Source organism: Paenibacillus sp. 2003 (genome assembly GCF_031455635.1).
Lineage (GTDB): Bacteria > Bacillota > Bacilli > Paenibacillales > Paenibacillaceae > Paenibacillus > Paenibacillus amylolyticus_B.
Window position 1 is genome coordinate 62,352 of record NZ_JAVDTB010000008.1, and the last position, 21,259, is coordinate 83,610.

At 46.9% G+C, this 21,259-nt stretch carries 22 protein-coding genes and 1 riboswitch; of the genes, 2 read left to right on the plus strand and 20 right to left on the minus strand.

The features are described 5' to 3' along the window. Positions 1-20: 20 nt before the first annotated feature. The 8 genes from ribD to J2X75_RS24550 all read right to left on the minus strand — a co-directional run bounded on the left by ribD (position 21) and on the right by J2X75_RS24550 (position 9,624). Complete coding sequence (gene ribD / locus J2X75_RS24515) at positions 21-1,124, minus strand: bifunctional diaminohydroxyphosphoribosylaminopyrimidine deaminase/5-amino-6-(5-phosphoribosylamino)uracil reductase RibD (RefSeq protein ID WP_167483687.1); 1,104 nt, start codon at positions 1,122-1,124, stop codon at positions 21-23. A gap of 323 nt (positions 1,125-1,447) precedes the next feature. After that, positions 1,448-1,616, minus strand: a riboswitch (FMN riboswitch). 168 nt (positions 1,617-1,784) lie between these two features. Further along, complete coding sequence (locus tag J2X75_RS24520) at positions 1,785-3,092, minus strand: hypothetical protein (RefSeq protein WP_310341395.1); 1,308 nt, start codon at positions 3,090-3,092, stop codon at positions 1,785-1,787. Between the two features lie 114 nt (positions 3,093-3,206). Next, a complete protein-coding gene (locus J2X75_RS24525; protein WP_017687646.1) occupies positions 3,207-3,638 on the minus strand; it encodes a peptidylprolyl isomerase in 432 nt (143 codons plus the stop codon). A 247-nt stretch (positions 3,639-3,885) separates the two neighbouring features. Further along, positions 3,886-5,217: a diaminopimelate decarboxylase gene (lysA, locus tag J2X75_RS24530; RefSeq protein ID WP_017687645.1), complete on the minus strand. Its 1,332-nt coding sequence runs from the start codon at positions 5,215-5,217 to the stop codon at positions 3,886-3,888. A gap of 104 nt (positions 5,218-5,321) precedes the next feature. Beyond that, positions 5,322-6,932, minus strand: a complete 1,611-nt coding sequence (locus tag J2X75_RS24535) for a spore germination protein (RefSeq protein ID WP_397384265.1) — start codon at positions 6,930-6,932, stop codon at positions 5,322-5,324. Positions 6,933-7,013: 81 nt separating this feature from the next. Beyond that, positions 7,014-7,442 (minus strand): stage V sporulation protein AB, encoded by a 429-nt coding sequence (locus J2X75_RS24540; RefSeq protein ID WP_026080996.1) that lies wholly within the window; start codon positions 7,440-7,442, stop codon positions 7,014-7,016. After that, positions 7,423-8,079 (minus strand): stage V sporulation protein AA, encoded by a 657-nt coding sequence (locus J2X75_RS24545; protein ID WP_310341101.1) that lies wholly within the window; start codon positions 8,077-8,079, stop codon positions 7,423-7,425. The genes J2X75_RS24540 and J2X75_RS24545 overlap by 20 nt, the downstream gene beginning before the upstream one ends. A 636-nt stretch (positions 8,080-8,715) precedes the next feature. Next, the gene (locus J2X75_RS24550; protein ID WP_310341103.1) at positions 8,716-9,624 is read right to left on the minus strand and encodes a helix-turn-helix transcriptional regulator; all 909 of its coding nucleotides are present in this window, start codon (positions 9,622-9,624) and stop codon (positions 8,716-8,718) included. Positions 9,625-9,732: 108 nt separating this feature from the next. Between J2X75_RS24550 and J2X75_RS24555 the strand changes: the two genes are divergently transcribed. After that, entirely contained in the window at positions 9,733-10,662 is a 930-nt protein-coding gene (locus J2X75_RS24555; RefSeq protein ID WP_310341106.1) for a DMT family transporter, read from the plus strand. Between the two features lie 86 nt (positions 10,663-10,748). Here the strand turns inward: J2X75_RS24555 and sigF are convergent, their stop codons facing one another. From sigF to J2X75_RS24610, 11 genes are all read right to left on the minus strand, one after another. After that, complete coding sequence (gene sigF / locus J2X75_RS24560; RefSeq protein WP_036607856.1) at positions 10,749-11,504, minus strand: RNA polymerase sporulation sigma factor SigF; 756 nt, start codon at positions 11,502-11,504, stop codon at positions 10,749-10,751. A gap of 14 nt (positions 11,505-11,518) precedes the next feature. Next, positions 11,519-11,974, minus strand: a complete 456-nt coding sequence (gene spoIIAB / locus J2X75_RS24565; RefSeq protein WP_036672324.1) for an anti-sigma F factor — start codon at positions 11,972-11,974, stop codon at positions 11,519-11,521. After that, entirely contained in the window at positions 11,971-12,324 is a 354-nt protein-coding gene (gene spoIIAA, locus J2X75_RS24570; protein ID WP_017687636.1) for an anti-sigma F factor antagonist, read from the minus strand. The genes spoIIAB and spoIIAA overlap by 4 nt, the downstream gene beginning before the upstream one ends. 144 nt (positions 12,325-12,468) lie before the next feature. Next, positions 12,469-13,644, minus strand: coding sequence for a D-alanyl-D-alanine carboxypeptidase family protein (locus J2X75_RS24575; RefSeq protein WP_307534698.1), 1,176 nt, complete (start codon positions 13,642-13,644; stop codon positions 12,469-12,471). A gap of 248 nt (positions 13,645-13,892) precedes the next feature. Then, positions 13,893-14,717, minus strand: a complete 825-nt coding sequence (locus J2X75_RS24580) for a purine-nucleoside phosphorylase (RefSeq protein WP_310341114.1) — start codon at positions 14,715-14,717, stop codon at positions 13,893-13,895. Positions 14,718-14,846: 129 nt separating this feature from the next. Then, on the minus strand, positions 14,847-15,737 hold the full coding sequence (locus J2X75_RS24585; protein WP_105599514.1) for a tyrosine recombinase: 891 nt from the start codon (positions 15,735-15,737) through the stop codon (positions 14,847-14,849). Positions 15,738-15,812: 75 nt separating this feature from the next. Next, positions 15,813-16,055 carry a DUF4227 family protein gene (locus tag J2X75_RS24590; protein WP_310341118.1) on the minus strand — a complete coding sequence of 81 codons (243 nt, stop codon included), beginning with the start codon at positions 16,053-16,055 and terminating at the stop codon, positions 15,813-15,815. A 158-nt stretch (positions 16,056-16,213) separates the two neighbouring features. Beyond that, a complete protein-coding gene (gene fur / locus J2X75_RS24595; protein ID WP_036607866.1) occupies positions 16,214-16,681 on the minus strand; it encodes a ferric iron uptake transcriptional regulator in 468 nt (155 codons plus the stop codon). A gap of 107 nt (positions 16,682-16,788) precedes the next feature. Further along, positions 16,789-17,418 carry a stage II sporulation protein M gene (gene spoIIM, locus J2X75_RS24600; RefSeq protein WP_307534691.1) on the minus strand — a complete coding sequence of 210 codons (630 nt, stop codon included), beginning with the start codon at positions 17,416-17,418 and terminating at the stop codon, positions 16,789-16,791. A gap of 160 nt (positions 17,419-17,578) precedes the next feature. Beyond that, on the minus strand, positions 17,579-18,799 hold the full coding sequence (locus J2X75_RS24605) for an endonuclease Q family protein (RefSeq protein ID WP_310341123.1): 1,221 nt from the start codon (positions 18,797-18,799) through the stop codon (positions 17,579-17,581). 2 nt (positions 18,800-18,801) lie between these two features. Further along, a complete protein-coding gene (locus J2X75_RS24610) occupies positions 18,802-19,395 on the minus strand; it encodes an NUDIX domain-containing protein (RefSeq protein ID WP_307534687.1) in 594 nt (197 codons plus the stop codon). Between the two features lie 347 nt (positions 19,396-19,742). Here J2X75_RS24610 and mciZ point away from each other — a divergent pair, with 347 nt between their 5' ends. Then, entirely contained in the window at positions 19,743-19,889 is a 147-nt protein-coding gene (mciZ, locus tag J2X75_RS24615; protein WP_310341126.1) for a Z-ring formation inhibitor MciZ, read from the plus strand. 126 nt (positions 19,890-20,015) lie between these two features. Here the strand turns inward: mciZ and J2X75_RS24620 are convergent, their stop codons facing one another. After that, positions 20,016-21,149: a M20/M25/M40 family metallo-hydrolase gene (locus J2X75_RS24620; protein WP_310341129.1), complete on the minus strand. Its 1,134-nt coding sequence runs from the start codon at positions 21,147-21,149 to the stop codon at positions 20,016-20,018. Positions 21,150-21,259: the final 110 nt, after the last annotated feature.

The window sequence follows — 21,259 nt, forward strand, 5'->3', positions numbered from 1 at the left end:
TTACTTTAAAATCCATTTATTTATTCAGGCCACACCGGAATACCGCCAATGCTGATATTATCTCCAACTTGTTCGATCTCCAACTGATTCAATTGAATCGCCTGATTCATACGTTCCACACCCTCGAAGCGGAAGCTTCCAGGTGTATCATAACCGCCTACAATTTTCGGAGCGATAAACATGAGCAGTCGATCGACCAACCGTGCCTCCAGCATGGCTCCATTCAAGGTGCCTCCACCTTCAAGCAAAATCGAACCAATCTCACGCTCACCCAACTTGCTAAGTCCGTTTAACAGATCCACACGTGGTCCAGGACCACAGCGTATAATTTCGACGCCGTAGGCTTCCAAACGTTCAGCAGCTTCAGGACTGGCTTCGTCTGTTGTCAGCACCCATGTTGGAGCAAGACCATCCTTAACCATTTTGGCACCTACGGGAAGACGTAACTTGGAATCCACCACAATGCGCACTGGACTAATGCCTTCGACTTGCAAACGGGTAGTAAGTTCCGGATTATCGGCAATCACTGTGTCGACGCCAACCATAATTCCCTGGTGACGATGACGAAGGGCATGCACAATCTCACGAGCGGGCTCGTTAGAGATCCATTTGCTGTCTCCGCTGCGAGTAGCAATTTTGCCATCCAAAGTAGTAGCCGTCTTCAGTGTCACGAAAGGTAGACCCGTTGTAATAAACTTAATGAATTTTTCATTCATGCGTCTTCCTCGCTCACGCAGTACGCCAACTTCAACTTCAATGCCTTGTTGACGAAGCATGCTTATGCCCCTACCGGAAACTTGCGGATTTGGATCTTCACAACATACCACAACACGTTTCACCTTCTCATGAATCAGGCGTTCACTACAAGGTGGCGTCTTGCCATAATGACTACAAGGCTCAAGTGTAACGTATACCGTACTTCCTTCTGCATCACTGCCTGCCATGTTAAGTGCATGCACCTCTGCATGACCGGTTCCACGTTTCAGATGGCTCCCCAGACCTACAATACGACCCTCTTTCACAACTACACATCCAACGACCGGATTGATCCCCGTCTGTCCCTGTGCTCGTTCCGCCATATCCAATGCCAGTGCCATATAAAATTCATCATTGATCATTTCCAAATCCGTTCACCCCGCGGTTTAAAGTCTTGTTTATTAAAAAATCCCCGTCGAACAATCAGTTCGATGGGGATGATGAGAGACAAATGTCACCAGCAGGAGTGAAATGGATACAGCACGCCAACACTTTGCCCAAAACTTCATTTCGGGCAAGTGAAAATAGACACATACCTTAATGAACATCAATTACAGGTAAAGAGCTTTTATAGTGTGGCATATGTATGGAACTTTCCGACGTAACCGGATCTTCCCTGCACAGTGCAAGACATTACAAATCGTGACTGTGCAGCAATACTCCTGCTGAATGCAAACCTGTTAGGTCTGCACCTCTCCTTCTCCCATCCAGACTATACTGTCGGTTCTGGAATTACACCAGATCAGCCATCTGCCAAGGGCAGACAGGTCACGGACTTTGCATCAAGTGCCGGACACATAGGTCCTTACACTTCCTGCATCACCGCCGGTAGGGAATTGCACCCTGCCCTGAAGGATTGCTTTCGTTATTACTTGGATGTTAGCACTTTAATGCCAAAAAATCAATTGTTTTTTGTTCCTTTTTGTCACATACTAACTTTTAATAAGCTAAGAAACAACAAAAAACCGCTTCCTCTCAAGGAGGCACGGTTTTTGCTTGGAGGCCCATTTCACACCCATCGTATCATTCTACATATCAGGAAAACACCAGCTCGCCATATGCTTTAATTCTTTGGCATTATGAAATGGAGTGCGGTCAGGTTCTTGCAGGGGCGAAGTTGGAAGCGGGAACTCTCTTGCCACCCTTCTGACCCAACTTGTGGAATCGATCGCAATAGCCGAGCATTTCCAGCGTCCGTTCGCTCTCGGTCGAAACGTCCCATGCAAATCTGCTTTTCCCGGCATCTCTGGAAAGACACCATCCAGATATTCTACGATGACACGCTTGTCTCTGACTTCATGACAATACACCGTCACCCATACACCTTCCCGCACCCGAACAGCATACACATCTCCAGACTGTACCTCCCCGGTACCTGCATCAGGAGATGCCTTTGGTACTTTTCCGCGAACACTTCTCTTCTTCTCCAATGCCCCTAAGATTGTGTCCTTTACAGCTGGACTCTCATCAGGCTTATCCGCAAGAGATATATTACTCAGATCAAAATCATGAAATATCTTGTTCAGGTTGTTCTCATTAATTCCGACAGATGAGTCCCACCACGCCAGAGGGGCCTGCACTTCAACACGCATATTGGGGCGTGCGTCACGCTGCATGTAAGAGGTGAATTCCGTGATCATTCCGGGATGTTCCGCCGTATCCAGTATGCCAATCAGAGCTAACGTCTCAAGCAAATCACGGTAGGCATATTCCTTCTGTGTAGGCAAAAGGCGTTCCTTCTTGAGCGCTACTGCTGCCTTGCTGTAACGTGTTTTGGGAGGTAGTTCGCGCAGCACTGTTAACACCGCACGGAATGTCCAGCGGTCGTAATCATTGGGTATTGGAATCTCCTGCGCGGCAGCCAGCTCTCGAAGTGCCAACACATATCCAAAAGGATCACCGTCCAACGGGGTTCCATTGGTCATCCGCCAATACCATTGCAGCGTCGTGTCGGTTGCTTGATCTACACTTAATCCGCAGATCTTGCAAGTGTTCGAAGATGGATATGGCGTATGTTCATGACTTGGCATACTGCTCGCAATAAGCTTGCCCGTAAGCAACGAGCGCCAGATCATGGGTGCGGACCACAAAGAGGATACAAAAGCCTGCGCTGCATCATTTATCGTCCATTGATTTGCAACTTTTTTCAGCTCAGTAATCGTTTCATCATGTTGCGGACGTACAAATCGATTCGGTTCATGCCCAGCTGCCTCTAACGCTTCCCGATCCTTTACGGATAGACTGTCCGGAACGACATGCCGCGATGCCTGAAGTTCTTCATCCCACAACGTGCGCTCACTATAAATTTGTTTTAACAAGCTTAGCTGAGTAACCATATCCAAGGTTTTATTCATCCTTTCTAATCATCGATTTCAAGTATGTAAAAAAAACAAAAAAAGTGCTTCTATAAAAGAAGCACTTCATGTTTGGATCCAGTTAAGGTGAAGGTATTAAGCTTCTACAACTTCAACAGTTTCCATTTTGTCTTTACCTTCCAAAGCGTCCACGAACTCCATACCTTTGGTTACTTTGCCAAATACCGTATGTTGTCCATCCAAATGTGGTTGCGGTTGGTAGCAGATGTAGAACTGGCTTCCACCTGTGTTACGGCCAGCATGTGCCATAGCGAGTGTTCCGCGCTCATGTTTGTTCGGGTTGATTTCACAGTTAATTGTGTAACCTGGGCCACCTGCACCGCTACCGTTAGGGCATCCGCCTTGAGCTACAAAGCCCGGGATAACGCGGTGGAATGTAAGACCATTGTAGAAACCGGAGTTAGCCAGTTTCTCAAAGTTTGCTACTGTGTTTGGAGCTTCTTGATCGAACAGATCGATCAGAACTTCTCCGCCGTTTGCCAATTTAATTTTCGCTTGTTTCGCCATATGTAAATGACTCCTTTCGTATTGACCATCGTTAATGGTGCCAGACGCATGACCCTGGGCCAAGCATTACAGCACTTTTCTTAGTGTACACCGAAAATGTCTGGATCGCAAAAAAAACGGCAACTTTTTTCATGATTTAGCTCAAATACGCAAAAAGCAGACGAAAAAGGAAGTTCCCTTTTCATCTGCTTCAACTTTAAGATCGCTATATCTTGAATAATGCAGAATCGCATTATCTTTTGACGAATTAGCGAGTAACTGGCTGTTTTCCAATGCGCGCTGGTACCAGGTCATTCTGGATGATATCTTGATACGTCTCACGGCGTACCACGACATCTCCTTGACCGTCTTTGACAAATACAACGGCCGGACGACGAATCCGGTTGTAGTTGCTTGCCATGGAGTAGTTATACGCGCCTGTGCAAGCTACAGCGAGCAGATCGCCACTTTCCACTTTTGGCAAGTCCAGATCCCAGATCAGCATATCGCCACTCTCGCAGCATTTACCCGCAACAGATACCGTTTCCTGAGCAGCCTCATTCGCACGGTTGGCAAGCACAGCTTCATACTTGGATTCATACAAAGCAGGACGTGGGTTATCGGTCATACCACCATCAACGGCAACGTATTTACGCACCCCTGGAATGTCTTTGCTAGTTCCAACGGTATAAAGCGTTGTTCCCGCTTCACCCACGATGCTGCGGCCTGGTTCAACCCAGATCTCAGGTACGGCATAGCCGATTTGAGCAAAATGATTTTTAACTGCGTCTGTAATAGCCTTCACGTATTGCGCAACTTCAAGCGGCGTATCTCCGTCGATATAACGGATTCCAAATCCACCACCAAGGTTAACCACTTTGAAAGCAACATTAAGACGCTCATATACACTTGCTGCAAATTCAGCAACACGTTGAACAGCCATCTGGAAGCCTTCAACTTCGAAGATCTGGGAACCGATGTGGGAATGCACACCCAGCAATACCAGGTTAGACTGCTTGGAAGCCAAGTCAATCGCTTCAAATGCTGTACCATTACCGATATCGAATCCAAATTTGGAATCCGTCTGACCTGTGGAAATATATTCATGCGTATGGGCCTCAACACCAGGCGTCACACGAAGCAAAATGTTTACTTTACGATTTTTGTCCGCAGCTACAGCCTGCAACAGATGTAATTCATTGAAGTTATCAACAACAAAGCATCCAATCTCTGCATCAAGAGCCATTTCGATTTCTTCCAGCGTTTTGTTGTTACCGTGGAAATGAATGCGCTCAGCCGGGAATCCTGCTTGCAGTGCAGTGAACAATTCACCATCAGATACAACATCCAGGGAAAGTCCTTCTTCAGCTGCAAGTGCACACATCGCCATTACACAGAAAGCTTTACTTGCGTAAGCAACCTGGAAACCCAGTCCGGAAGCACGGAATGCTTCCATGTACTCTCTACAACGCTCGCGAACCAATTGCTCGTCCACAACGTACAGGGGAGTTCCAAATTGTTCTTTCAGATCTGTTGCATCAACTCCGCCAATCTCCAGATGCCCTTGCGCATTTATTTTACTTGTACCATGTAAATACATAATCTGCATTCCTCACTTTTTTGTATACTGGAACAGTTGCTATTCCAATGATTTTACACCAGTATATCAAATTAGGCGGCGAGATGAATGGATTTTTCGGAAGATCATTTGTGTTTTTTACTTTTTCGCAGTTCACCGTCCGGATCATCGGACATTTTGGTGTTGTCACGGGTTTTGTTAAATGATGGACGTTTTTTATTTTCCAGCAGCGGAAGCCGGAATAAAAAGTTACCCAAGGCCTTTGCATTAAACGGTATAAAAGGCCAGAGATACGAAGAATTGTAAGACCGGTGAACGGTGAGCGCCAATATGAGTAGTGTACTGCCCACGACCAATCCAGGAACCTTGAATATCGCTACTGCAATGAGCAGAAACAACCTGACCAGCCTATTGGCAAGTCCAAGCTCGTAACTCGGGGTGGCAAACATTCCGATGGCTGCGATCGCCATATAGAGTACAACCTCATTGACAAAATATCCTGTTTTCACGGCGATATCCCCGACTAGAATTGCCGCGATTAAGCCCATGGCCGATGCGAGAGGTGTAGGCGTATGAACCGCTGCCATACGTAATAAGTCGACGCCAAGTTCGATCAGTAGAAACTGTAGAATCAGCGGTAACTTTACATTTTCCTGTGGACCAATGAAGTCCAGCCCCATCGGTTTAATTGAAGGATCAATAACCATCAGCAGCCATAGTGGTAGCAAAAACAAGGATATGAGAATCCCTGCAAAACGCACCCATCGTAAATATGTTCCCATTAAGGCCGTCTGTCTGTTCTCCTCCGCATGCTCACACAGGTCGAAGAAGGTCGTAGGCAGAATCATCACACTGGGAGAAGTGTCTACAAAAATGACAACTCGTCCTTCCAGCAAATGGGAAGCTGTAACATCTGGTCGTTCCGAATAACGAACGAGTGGGAACGGGTTCCACCCCTTGTTGATAATCGCTTCCTCTAGCTGCTTATCGGCCGCGGGAATACCATCGATATCCACTCGCTGTATTTTTTCACGAACGGAATCCACCTGCACTTTATCCACAATATCATCAATGTACACAACACAGACATCGGTTTGTGTTCTACGCCCCACCTGCATGATCTCAAATTTCAGTCCAGGGTCGCGTATCCTGCGGCGCACCAAGGTTACATTGGTCAGGAGCGTTTCGGTAAAGCCGTCTCTGGAACCTCGGACTACCCTTTCCAATGAAGGTTCTTCGGGTGAACGTACCGGATAACTCCGGGTATCCATAATTAGGACCGAGCGGTCCCCTTCAACAAACATTGCGCTCATACCGGTAAGAACCTTGTTGATGACCGCACTCATCTTGTCGACTCTTTCAACCTGAATATGGGGAATGTAACATTCAAAATAGGACTTGAGTGCATGCCCTGACACATCATCAGGGGTAAGGTAGGTCAGTCTTTTTAATACTTCAAGCAAAATCTCATCCTTGGCGAAGCCGGTGATCAACAGCAATCCAACGTGCTTGCCACCCAGGACCATTTCCCTCATATTTACGTCGAACGATTCTCCGAGCCCCAGTACCTGTTGTAATGTATATCTATTTTCACTCATGCGTGGGGAGATATCATCGTTTTCCTGCCAATATTTTACGGATTCTTCAATACTGTCAGACATTTCATTTTGTTTTTTCTTTTTGTACGCTTTCTCCTCTTCTTCCTTCTGAATCTCATAAGCAGACTTGTGTAACATCTCTTCCGTTATACCTTCACCATTTTCCTGGCCTGTTTGCTCCGTTCGTTCATCCATCTTCCATCCTCCTATGGCCACGAGTTACCGCTGATATATAAAAAAATCAAACAGGGAACCTGTCATTTTGCCCAAAATCATGGCGAGCAGTAATCCAAACAAATAAGGTTTCATGCCCAATCGTTTGGCTAGCACGGGAAGTACATTAAGCACCTCGGTGAGCGCTGCGGCGAGCAGACCGATGAATACACCACAGAACAAACCAACGATCGGGCTGAGCAGCAGCACCCCATGCATTTTCCAGTGCCAGAAATCCGCCACCGTCCCGAGAAGTGAACCACCAATTAGCGCCCCTTCGTACCAGTGAGTCTTGTCATATGATTGCGTAAGTTGAGCTAACCTGGGAATCATATCGAGCACCAGAATGAGCGCAATTACGCCGCTCCCTACGGCAATTCCCCCTGCAATACCCAATACAATGCTGATTGCTCCATTAAGAACGCTCATCCGCATTCATCTCCCTGCGTTCCTGCTCGTGCATCCGTTCGCTCTCTTCAATCACCACATATTTATCTACATTTTGCTGGTATAGAAACATCTCCACTTCCAGCGGGGTAGGTTCCTCATTCCACTTTTTCTTGAACAAATGATTAAAAAATACTGCCATTCCGAATCCAATGCCAATGGAATACGCCACTTGAAACAGATAGGGATGTTCGTCCCGATGCCCAGTAAGCATCTCCACAATTCGAATCTGTACTTCCTGCATGTTCACATCGGCATGAAAATTCATAATGGTTAAGGCTGATCCAAAGAACAGCAGCAGCCAAACCAGAATGAACAGCGACTTGGAAGGTTGACCATTTCCCGCAATGACTTCAACCAACGTATGACCTGATCCCATCAGTTCCACACTTACCTCCGGCAAGATGTGCCGAATTCGGGGAATAATCTGCAATATATCAATGAGGATCAGATTGCCATCCTCCGGTCCAGGGCGCAGCAGTTCAAGCTCCAGTAGCCTGCCCTCCTGGTCTTCAGAAGAGGTCAGTATATGTGCAATGTCTCCAAGCTTGACTGCTCTGCCCCTCTGGATGCGAATACGGCTGCGTAGACGAATATAGACCATTGGAGTGGGTGTCTGGGACATCCAAAGCACTCCTTTACTGCGTAATTTAGGTTAGTATTTGAAGAATGTGCAAATTTATTACAAACGGGTTGGAAAAAGATCGGGAGGTTGTGCTAGTGCTGCGGGATGGATCGGTCATTGGTCGCTGTTGCTCGGGGGAGGATACACGCAGACACTCCGACGGCAGACCAACCTTCTGATCGCTGTTGTCTCCAAATTCTTTTGATTGATTTCTAAGTGTTAGAAATTTGGAGACAAAGGCGAGCGCTTCGCTTCTTCAGGTCTAATCTGCCGCCTGCGTTGCTTGTGTATCATTAGGCAAGCCCTCACGCTTCGCTCCTTTTGACCGATTCCATCCCTCCGCTACCAGCCGTCCTCCCGTTTCCAAACGTTTGAAATAAATATGCTGGGGGAGTAGGTAGGAAGGGAATCGAAAGATGAGCTTTTTGGGGTTATTTTGCTCAAAATTCCATGACTTGTGAAAGTAGCTTTTTGATATTAATTTTAGAAATTAGGAGATTAGCCTTTTATACGCTCTCCTTGTGACCGATTTGAGGCGTAACGGAGTGTAAAGCATTATTTTACATATCAAAAAAAGTCGCCGTATGGGCGACTCTTTGGGATTGGTTGATAGACTTACCGATCATAAACATTATCTCAAGAATTATTTTCTTTTTCTCTTTTGTTCAATTCTCTTCTAAATCGTAAAGGGGTTGAATTCATTGTTTTGCGGAATTGGTTAATGTAATAACTCGTGCTGTTAAAACCGACCTCATAGGCAATCTCGGTGACGCTACGCTTGGAGGATTGCAATAGTTCAATGCTTCTTTGGATGCGGTACTCGATCACATATTGCATGGGTGTAGTTTTCAGGATTTGCTTGAAATAACGGCATGTCTCCGATCGACTCAACTGTCCCGCCTTCGCAATATCTTCCAGCTTAATTTCATCCGCATAATTGAGATTAATCCATTGCAACATGTCTTTCATTCGATTGTTTCTGCTCATCTCTGATGGATCATGTTCTAGAGAATATCCGTTCATAATCAGCAGTTTCCACATATTAAGCACCGCAGAAGCAACATTCACTTCGTAAAAAGGAACTTGGTGCACTAACTCCTTTCTAATCCGTGCAATAACATCCAGGATCCGTTCTCCCCAAGCGTTAGCTCTTTCGATATACAGAAAAGGCAAATTAGTTGCTGTTACATATGGATGTACGTACTTTATATACAAATCCGAAGGCATGATAACATGCGGGGACAAATTCAGACATAAATAAATGCAGTTCTCGCTCTCATCGTGATCTTCAGCCATATGCATTATTCCACTGTTGATAAAAATCCCGTCACCTTTGGACAAAATCATCTTTTGATCGTTGATATGGAACAACGCCGTACCCTGAAGAACGGTAACAAACTGCAATTCATCATGCCAGTGGAGAGGAATATGTCCGTGAACATTTTGAACAATGGTTGTCTCATAACAGGCTATAGATAATGTATCCGTACGGTGTTGCGTCATTTCTTTCAAATGTTGATCAATGATAAATTCGATCTTCTGCATGGCCCTCATCTCAATATAGTTATATTTTTAAGTGTAATATTGATATAAATGTATCGTATTTCTCCTTAATATAACACTATTCTTATATTTAAGGTGAGGCGAACAAGAATGACAACTTCTGCAAAATCCAAAATTTCAGGCATCGTACTCGTTCTGACGGGAGCCATCTGCTGGGGCATTGGGGGGACGGTATCTCAAAAACTGTTTCAACTGGATGGAATTAAGGTCAATTGGTATGTCACTGTACGCTTGTTAATTGCTGGGTTACTATTACTGGTTATTCAATCGTTTACAAATGGACGATTTCAGATTTTTGATGTGTGGAGAAATAAAAAAACGGCTGGACAGCTGATCATTTTCGGATTGGTGGGCATGCTTGCCGTTCAGTATACGTACATGGCATCCATTAAACACGGCAATTCAGCGGTGGCTACACTGTTGCAGTATCTGTCCCCTGTCATGATCATGATTTACATCGCACTCCGTAAGCAGTCGGTCCTCACACGCAATGACCTTGCATGCGCTGTTTTGGCTCTCAGTGGGTGTTTTTTCCTGCTGACGAATGGCTCGCTTACGCGGTTATCTGTCTCCTCGCTGGCAGTGATATGGGGCCTGTTATCTGGGGTTTCAGCTGCATTTTATACGCTGTATGCCGTGCAACTAATTAAAAAGTACGATTCACTTGTTGTGGTCGGCTGGGCTATGATCATCGGTGGTTTGGGAATGAGTTTTATTCACCCGCCCTGGAAAATGAATTTTGCTAACATCACGCTTGAAACCTACGGTTATTTGATATTTACGATCCTTTTTGGAACCCTGATTGCTTTTTGGTTTTATATTGCGAGTCTCAAAAGTCTTACACCCAAGGAAACTAGCCTGCTCGGGAGCGCAGAGCCCCTTGCTGCTGTTGGAACAACCGTCATATGGCTCCATGAACCTTTTGGCTTCTATCAATGGATTGGTATGGCATGTATTCTTGGCATGATGCTGGTCATGCAGTCCAATCGTTTGAGATCTCCCCGTATTAACAACAAATAACCTTCCTCGCCATAATGCGCGATAGAAGGTTGTTAGTTGTCGTATATTGGTGTATAGACACCAATATTGTATTGCACTCCACTAAATCACTGCGCGATCTGGTCGCGGATGGATTGCAGTATTTTTTTCTCCAGACGTGATACCTGCACCTGAGATATACCCAACCTGCTGGCAACCTCGGATTGGGTCTGATCCCGGTAATACCGAAGATAAACGATTAACCGCTCCCGCTCACTGAGACCACCGATGGCTTCGTTCAGCGCCAGCTTGTCAAACCAACGTTCCTGAGACTCGTCGGCAATCTGATCCATTAACGTAATGGGATCACCGTCATTCTCGAATACCGTCTCATGGATGGAGGTCGGTGGTTTGTTCGCTTCCTGGGCAAATACCACTTCCTCGGGGGTTACCCCCAGCTCTGCGGCAACTTCCTTAATCGTTGGTAAACGATCCAGATGTTTGGACAGTTCGTCCCTTTTTTTGCGGACTTTATTCGCCATCTCTTTCAGTGAACGACTGACCTTAAGGGTACCGTCATCCCGCAGGAATCGCTGGATTTCTCCGATGATCATCGGTACCGCGTAGGTTGAGAACTTCACGTCATAACTGAGATCGAATTTGTCCACTGACTTGAGCAGACCGATACAACCAATCTGGAACAGATCTTCCGGATCATATCCCCTGTTCATAAAACGCTGTACGACGGACCAGACGAGTCTGATGTTGCAGTTCACCAGCGTATCCCGTGAGACATGGTCACCCGACTGACTGAGCGCAATCAGCCGTTTGACCTCGGCATCGTCCAAATAGGTCTGTGAAGATGGTTTCACTTCAGCATCCATAAGAACACCAACCCCTAATTATACAATGCTTTCTTGGATTCAATCCTTTTTTTCATCTTGATGGAGGTGCCTCTGCCGGGCTCACTGCTGACTTCGAATTCATCCATAAAGTTTTCCATAATGGTGAAGCCCATGCCCGACCGCTCAAGTTCGGGTTTGGACGTATATAGCGGCTGCTTGGCGAGTTCAAGATCTTCGATTCCTTCACCGCGGTCTTCCACGATAATTGTGATCATGTCTTCCCGAATCTCGGCCTGGATAGACACCACACCCTCGGAGTTGTTGTTGTATCCGTGGATGATGCTGTTGGTCACGGCTTCCGAAATGACCGTCTTCAGGTCACTGAGCTCGTCCATCGTTGGATCAAGCTGGGAGATAAACGCAGCAACGGTTACCCGTGCAAACGACTCATTCTCTGACTTGGCCGCGAATTGCAGATTCATGAAATTTGTCCCTGTTCCTTCATTCATGAGACGACCTCCAGACCTGAGAGAGCAGTTCCCTCATTTTCGTATATCGGCATAATCTTGAACAGACCCGACATTTCCAGCAAACGGTACACTGGCGAATTGACGTCACAGACCACCATCTTGCCACCTTTATTCTTAATGAGCTTGTATCTTCCCAATATGACACCCAGTCCCGAACTGTCCATAAATTGCAGATCTTTCAGGCTGAGTACGAGATGCTCGCTTTGTCTCCGCTGGATGGCTTCATCCATCTGCATCCGTACCATGTCAGCTGTATGGTGATCCAGCTCCCCGGATAATCGTACAATCAGAATCCCGCGATGGTGTTCCATTTCCACATGCAAGTTCACGTTTGCTCACTCTCCTCCCTGTCTTAGAACAAGGATTTCTACGCTTCCGAAGGCTTTTCCTGCCCCCCGACAAAACTAGAAGAAAACCCCTATTTAACTACAAAATATGTTCGAAGGATGCGTGCAAATCGCGGAAATCGCCGTTTAGTCAAACAGATTGGACGTTGTCCGCTTGAACAGCTTCCACCAGCCAGCCTTATTCACATCCTGCGGAGCCTGAATGTCGAACTCCTTAATGACATCGTTGCCCTGGTAAACCACCAGTTTACCTATACTTTGCCCCGCCTTGATCGGAGCTTTCAATTCTTTGGCAACCAGCAATTCATGCCGGATGTCATTGGATTTGGCTCCTTTGCGCATCAGCACACTATAATTTTGCGTGGCATTCAGAGGCAATTCGGCAACTTCGCCTTTTTCGATCTTCAGACTGCCCAGCAGATCCCCTGCCTTATAGAGAGCCTTCATCGTATATTGACTAAAGGCATAGTCAAACATCGAAGATACTTCGCTGTTCCGTGTTTTGGTATTCGGTTCACCGAGTACCACGGAAACGACACGCAGTCCATCCTTGGACGCTGTTGCGGACAAGCAGAATTTCGCTTCGGATGTGTAACCTGTTTTCAAACCGTCTGCCCCTTGATAAAAACGAACCAGCTTGTTTGTGTTCACCAGCCAGAATGGCTTTTCCGTATCTTTGCGAAGGTAATCCTGATATGCACCGGTGTACTTCGTAATCCCGGAATGCTTCAACAGTTCACGGCTCATGACGGCAATATCATGGGCGGAAGAATAATGATTATCGACCGGGAGACCGTTACAGTTGGCAAAATGAGTATCCTTCATGCCAAGCTCCTTCGCACGCTCATTCATCAGCTGTACAAAGGCTTCTTCCGAGCCAGCGATCTTCTCAGCCATCGCTACCGAGGCATCATTGCCTGAAGCCATCGCGATCCCTTTTAACATATCATCAACTGTCATTTCTTCCCCTGGCTCCAGGAAGATCTGCGAACCGCCCATCGAAGCTGCATATTCGCTCGCTCTTACTTTGTCCGTCAGCTTCAGCTTACCCGAGTCGATCGCTTCGATCGTAAGCAGCATGGTCATAATTTTTGTAATGCTCGCCGGAGGCAGCTGATCATGACTGTTTTTCTCATAAATGACCGTTCCCGTATCTGCATCCATTAAGATGGCAGAGCGCGCCGACGGGGCCAGATCAGTTCCTCCCGCTGCCTTCGGTGTTTCTTCAGCTAATGCCGTTGATGCCAAAAGGGACAGCAGGATGCAAAGGGTCATGAACGATGCCATTATTCTTTTATTCACTAAGTTACCTCCTCAAATGACTTGCTTACTGCATGTTCCATGCATGTACTGCTAATCATTGTCGGCCCGTTTCCAGTAAATTATTCCATGTAAAGCATGATTTCCCGAACTTTTATTGAAAATGTGGTCAAAGCAAAATAACGCACTGCACTCAACGAATGAGTAACCGTACATTTAACACAACAAAAAAAGGTTACCCCCCGATGATTTCTCATCCAAAGAGGTAACCTTATCTACTCAAATCTTGCTTACATTTGTGGAATAACCGCCAATACCAGCGCCAGGAACGACTCACGCACACGTTCCGTCGTTTCCATCACCTCATCATGTGACAGCGGCTGGTCCAGAATTCCGGCAGCCATGTTGCTGATACAGGAAATACCGAGTACTTCCAGGCCTGCGTGGCGTGCCACGATCACTTCAGATACAGTGGACATGCCCACTGCGTCTGCGCCCAATGTACGCAGCATTCTGATCTCTGCCGGTGTCTCGTAGTTCGGACCAAGCATACCTGCGTATACCCCTTCACGTACGTTAAAACCTTGTGACGCGGCCGTATCCTTCGCCAGCGCACGCAAACGGCGGCTATATGCTTCGGACAGATCAGGGAAACGCACGCCCAGTGCAGCGTCATTTGGTCCGATCAGTGGATTTTTGCCTGTGAGATTTAAGTGATCAGAGATCAGCATCAAGTCTCCAGCTTCATACGACGTATTCACACCGCCTGCAGCATTGGTTACAAGCAGGCTACTTACACCCAATTCTTTCATAACCCGTACCGGGAAAGCTGTCAATTCCGGACCATATCCCTCATACATATGGAAACGGCCTTTCATCATCACGACTGGACGACCTTTAATGGTTCCGACCAATAGTTCACCTTCATGTCCTTCTACTGTGGACACCGGAAAATGTGGAATATCCTGATAAGCAATACTTACGCCATCTTCAATCAGTTCTGCCAGTACGCCAAGACCTGAACCCAAAATCAAACCGACTTCCGGCTTGATGGAGCTTTTGGTTTGAATATAAGATGCTGCTTCCGAAATCATTTGTTGGTTTAATGCTGTCATGCGATGTATGTTCCTCCTTGAGTTGAAACGATCCGTCTTATGTATAACGGCGTTTGGATGTATTCAATTTATTTTATCCTAAATCGGCCCAATGTTCCGCATTTATTTGTGAATGCCATGCGTCAAAATCTATCTTGCCCTCGGATGATGGGTTTCATAGATTTCTTTCATGGTTTTGCGACCATGATTGCCATATTGTTGTCCAGGCTGCTCCACGTGACCCAGCATATCTTGAACCGCACGTGTATCGGCCCCATTGGCAATCAGGTGTGCTGCAAAGGAGTGACGCAGCGTATGCGGTGTAATTTCTTCTGAGATTCCTGCGTCCACCGCCGCTTTTTTGAGCAGCTTCCAGAAGCCCTGCCGGGTTAAACGTCTGCCAGATACATTCACGAATAGTGCCTGCTCGTCCGAATCGGTTTTAAGCAACTTGTTGCGGAATTCCTCCACATATACACTTGCCCAATGTGCTGCTGGTGCACCGATGGGAAGGATACGTTCCTTGCCCGCCCCACCGCATCGTATAAAGCGCATGCCAGGCTGAACATCCCGAATGTCAAGGGCAATCAGTTCCGAGACCCTAATGCCTGTAGCATATAACAGTTCAAGCATGGCTCGATCTCTCACACCCTGCGGTGAACGAATATCAGGCGCTGTCAGCAGTTGTTCGATCTCCTGGATACTTAACACCTGTGGTGGCGTCTTATCCGCCTTGGGAGCTTCCACATCAAACGTAGGGTCCTGTATAATATCACCCCGCCGCATCAAAAAATGAAAGTAGGAGCGCAGAGATACGATGCTGCGGGCAATGGTTGCATTGGCACGTCCTGCCTGTTTGAGCTGACCTGCAAACAGGACGACATGTGTGCGTCTGACCTGATCGGCTTCGCGTATGCCATATTCCTTATCTGCAAATTCAATGAACTTGTCCACGTCTCGGAGATACGATTCAAGCGTGCTGCTCGACATCCCTTTATCATCTTCCAAGTATAAGGCATAGGCATGTATCGTCTGTTTCATGTACAACGCTCCTCAACTGACAGATCTGCCGCTCTGGCAGACTGCTCCCGTATTTGCATCCCTGGCTGTTTGAAGCTACTCCCCGTACCAATAGAACAAACGGAGACGCTCTGCCATTGTAGGACGTCCTTCTCCATTACCCGGCCAATCCATTTCCTGAAATACTTTGATTGCATTGCCAGTTGGCATCTGATACTGATCCACAGGTGAGATCCAGCCATTAAACAGATCCAGAACATGATAGAACAGATAAACTAATGCGGCAAAAACTATGATAAATCGAATAAAACGGAGCCCTCTCCGCACTGATATAATCATGGGCGCGTCCCCTCCTGATTCGAATCCGGTATTGTCCTTGAATCAGGGTATGTCCATAAACAGAGGTTTATGCCATTCGGGGGAAACTCCAGATCATGTCCGGTGCCAAAAAAGCTCTCCCGTCAAAACCGCCGGTGAGAGCTTGAAGATATGCTATGTTATTCTTCATCTTTGGGTTTCTGTTCATTTTTAGCTTTGCAACGATAACAAATTCCATGAAAGTCCAGTCGGTGATCTACTACCGAAAAGTTGAATTCCCGCTCCAAACGCTCTTCAAGCGGTCCAAGCCAGTCTTCACGTATTTCATCCATACTTCCGCATTGAACACAGATTAAGTGATGATGGTGATGCTTGGATGTATCTCCGCGCAGATCATAACGCGCTACACCGTCGCCGAAGTTGATTTTCTCTACAACATGCAGCTCACTCAGCAGTTCGAGGGTACGGTACACGGTTGCCAGACCGATTTCGGGAGCCTTTTCTTTAACGAGCATGAATACGTCTTCTGCGCTCAGATGATCTTCTTCATTCTCAAGAAGTACTCTTAAGGTGGCTTCCCGCTGGGGCGTTAATTTATATCCTTGGGACTGTAGTTGCTGCTTAATTTTATCAATCCGTGCTTCCATTTTCTCCCTCCCCCTAGGAAATCACTGCACACTGCAACTTAACCCACTCTTTTCATTATAGGGGGAGTGCGTAATTAAAGTCAACATTTTACACTATACGGTGCACGTTAGGCCGGTAGTAACATTGGCGTGACCCAACGCATCATCGCAGGTGTAACCCATGTTTCAAAAGACGCCACGCCGAGCAGCAATGCAGCCATAACCAAAGTTAACACTATATATGAAGCAAAAGGCCTTTGTCGACCAGGTGTTCGCTGCATCAAAACACGATTGCGAATGATGTATAACGAGAACGTCATCGCCGCCACACTGCAGACCAGAAGGATCGGAATGACGAACAAATTATGCGGTGCCACGGACACCAGTGCAAACAGCAGCCCTTTCCAGGAATACTGTCCAACAAGGTACCCTACTGTGAATCCAATGAGCACACCTTTCAAAAAATCCAGAACCAGTATACCGGGTAGTCCAACGACGGATAAACCCAGAATAAAGATCAGACCTACCCATTTCAGATGAAGCATGGCAATGTCCCAATATGCCCCGGTCTCTGTCACCTGTGCACTGTGCTGCACAGTCATGAAGAAATTGCCCAGATAACCCTCCAGATCCTGACGTTGCTCAAGAGACAATGCGTTCACCATGAGCGCGCCAAAAATGACGCCGACCAGAAACAAGACAGCCACGAATACATATAACGAAGTCTGACCTTTAAATGTTAAGTAGGAAGAGCGCATACAGGTACGAATCCCCTTTCCGGTATCATGCTGCAAGGATTCTCAGTTACATCCTCATAGTCATTCTTATGAACCGGAATGCACCTGTATGACTTCTTGTCCAGATTGGCTCTACGTGAAGTGAAGCTTTATCTGTTGAACCTAGGAGTATTTACACGGGTCACTCCGAAGCTTTTTCCTGAACAGCAACCTTTCCGTACGTGCCGCCACCTCCGGAGGACAGCACCAGTTGTCCGTTCCGTGCAGCCACAATTAAGCCTGCTAGCACAGGTCCAACAACCGCAGTAAGCTCTTCCTCACGCGTGCGATGAAGTACGTTCATTTCTGTACCAAAATGGTCCAGTAGCTGGCGCAGTTTGGCTTTGCCAAGTCCGGGGATGAACTCCAGTGGTACCTGATAATGATAGGCCGGTCTGTTTGCAGGGACATGAGGACTCTCCCGATCAGAGATCGACAGAATACGGTCCAACACCCCCTGAACCAACTTCAGACTGCCACAGTGCGGACAGCGCTCTGCTGACATCGCTTGCTCGTCCATAATGCTGCCACATGCTGCACAGTAGGTACGGTGGTATTTGCCCAGCCTTGGATTCAGTCCATAATTGGCCGCAATGCTCCTGCCGGCTTCTCCTTGAAGTGCCATACGGAATTCATCAAAAGAAGGGGCAGCAACTTGCAGTTCGTTATACTCCCGTCCAATCTTCCCGAGTGAATGAGCATCCGAATTGGTCAGAAAAGGTACATGATCCAACTCCCGAATATAACTGGCCATGGATGAGTCCGAGCTTAACCCCAGCTCTACCGCATCCACGAGACTAGTATCCAGCACATCGCTCATACGGGGCGCAGTACTACCATAGATGCCTTTATGCGGTGTAAATACATGTGCAGGCACAATAAGCCCACCACGTGCCTTAATCTCGGCTTGCATCTCTAAAGCGGGCACGTAGACACGCTGAGAACTGAGGTTCACATTTTTCATATAACGCTTCATCCAGTCCGTGAAGGACTTCATTGTTTTCAGATCACGGAAGTACGCCAGCATATGGAACTCACGCATTCCAGGCTCGCGCAGCTCAATCTCTGTACCCAGCAGAATGGTGGTGTCCTGGTAGGCAATGCCGCCGCCCTCAATCTCGGACATGGTACCACTCTCCAGCAATTGTTCAATATCCATCTGTACAACTGGAGAATGACAATCAATAACACCAAGCAAATGAATTCCTTTACGTTCCGAAGCTTCCCGGGCAATATTCTCAAATGTCAGATCCCGACTGCCACTAATTTTAACAGCCTCACCGCGAGAGGTTCGTCCGATGTGAATATGCAGGTCTGTATAACAGGGCTCCCACATCGTGGACGTTTTCAGTTGGTCTTGCATGCCTAGAACCGTCCTGTCGTTCTGTAAAGGTCCCACGCGTACACAGCCATCATCGTTTTAGCATCACTAATCCGGTTCTCGTCCATGAGAGCGTAAGCTTCCTCCAGTGTGATCTCGGATACTTCAAGGAATTCATCTTCGTCCAGCGCCATGTCCCCTGCTTCAAGCTCTTCTGCGATGTAGAGATGAATGATTTCATCTGCGAACCCCGGTGAAGTATAGAACGACCGCAAATGACGTAGCGACTTGGCCACATATCCCGTCTCTTCTCGCAATTCACGTGCTGCTGCAACCTCCGGTTCTTCACCCGGGTCCAGTTTCCCCGCAGGAATCTCTACTTCGGTACGTCCCATTGCCTGACGATACTGATCCACAACAAGCATGCGATCCCCATTCAGAGCAAGTACAGCTACCGCTCCAGGGTGTCGGATTATCTCACGTGTCGCCGTCTGGCCGTTTGGCAGTTTAACGGTATCGACTTGAAGTGAAATCACTTTGCCCTCGAAGATTGGCTTAGTGGATACGGTCACTTCATCCAGTTTTGGATTGGCAGGTTGCGCCGCGTGGATGGATTGGGCAGATTGGTTTGGTTTCATTTGTTCTTCAACTCCATATCGTTGGATTATATATAAATTGACTAAAAATATTTACACTAACCACTCCGATGACAGAACAACCCTTCGATCGCTGTTATCCCCAGATTTTTTGATTTCTTTCACTAATAGATAAAATTTGGTGATAGCTTATGCTTACGATGCAGCTTTCCTTCAGAAAGCTTTTTGGCGAACGCTCCGCTTCTCTTGGTTATTTCTGTCCTCTCCGTTCTTGTGTAAAGGATTAGCTCAATTTATATATTCGGTTAATGTATAAATTTCTGATTTGGGGCATATGGTGAGCGTATAGAACTCTCACAGTAAATATAAACAAATCAGGGGGAATTTTGATGAACAGTTATTTGACGCCTAAATCCGTACACGTGGTAGGACAAGCCCGGCAAGTGCAGCTCATACTCAAGCAATGGTTGCGCGAGTGGGGCCCGGATGCCAAGTTAGTCGATCTGCTCGCTGGACGGAAATCAATGGAGCATTGATTTATTAAGCCATGGATAGATTTTCATCCAATATTACCGAGTCTTCTCCCTTGAAATATAACATGAATTCACAAAAAGTCCGAATCCGTACAAACCGGGTTCGGACTTTTGTCTAAGAAGTACACGTTATTTCTTGCCAGCTACCGTTTCCTGAATAATAGCTACGACCACCTGGGACAACTTCACAATATCTTCAGCACGAATGCGTTCTTTGGTTGTATGAATATCCTCATACCCTACCGCCAGATTCACTGTCGGAAGGTCGAATCCGTTAAAGATATTGGCATCACTGCCACCACCGGATGCAAACGTACTTGTCTCCAGCCCAATACTGCGGATGGCACGCTGTGCAAGCTGTACAACTTCGTGTTCATCATGGAAGCCAAATGCAGGGTAGAGGATCTCACTTCTGAATTCAGCTGTAGCACCGTATTTGCGACATGTTGTTTCGAGCGCGTCACGCATCTGTGCAACCTGCAATTCAACTTTCTCCTGCACAATACTGCGAGCTTCCGCTTCAAGTTGTACAAAGTCACATACCACGTTGAGTGCTGATCCACCCTGGAATTTACCAATGTTCGCTGTCGTCTCATCATCAATTCTGCCCAGTGTCATCGCTGCAATTGCTTTGGCTGCTACCTGAATGGCGCTGATCCCGTCTTCCGGATTCACGCCCGCATGGGCAGACTTACCATAGATGCTCATTTGAATTTCAGCTCTCGCTGGTGCAGCAACACAGATCGTGCCTACAGCTCCATTAGAATCCAGCGCATAACCGAACTCGGCATCGATATCTTCAGGATTCATGGCACGTGCGCCCACCAGGCCAGACTCTTCGCCGACCGTAATGACAAATTGAATTTTACCATGTGGAATCTTGTTTTCCTGGATCACACGAATCGCTTCGAACAATGCCGCAATCCCTGCTTTGTCATCTGCTCCCAGGATCGTTGTTCCATCACTGCGGATCCAGCCATCTTCACCCAGTTCAGGCTTGATTCCCTGTCCCGGCGTCACGGTGTCCATATGACATGTGAAAAAGATCGGTGCAACCCCTTCAGTTCCTTCGGCTTCCCAGGTAATGACGAGGTTTCCGGCGCCATGTCCGGTTTGCTCCATGGTATCATCCTCATAGACATGAAGACCAAGCTCTGTAAACTGTTCTTTTAACACTTTCGAGATGTTCTGTTCATTTTTCGTTTCACTATCAATCTGCACCAGTTCCATGAACTGATCGATAACACGTTGTTGTTTAATCATAGGACTTTCCTCCCTCTCGTGGATACGGTACAATACAATTACTATGGCTTGTTTATTTTATGAGGTTGTTCAAAAAGTCTGCTTTTGATTACGAAGGATGCCTGGCGGCA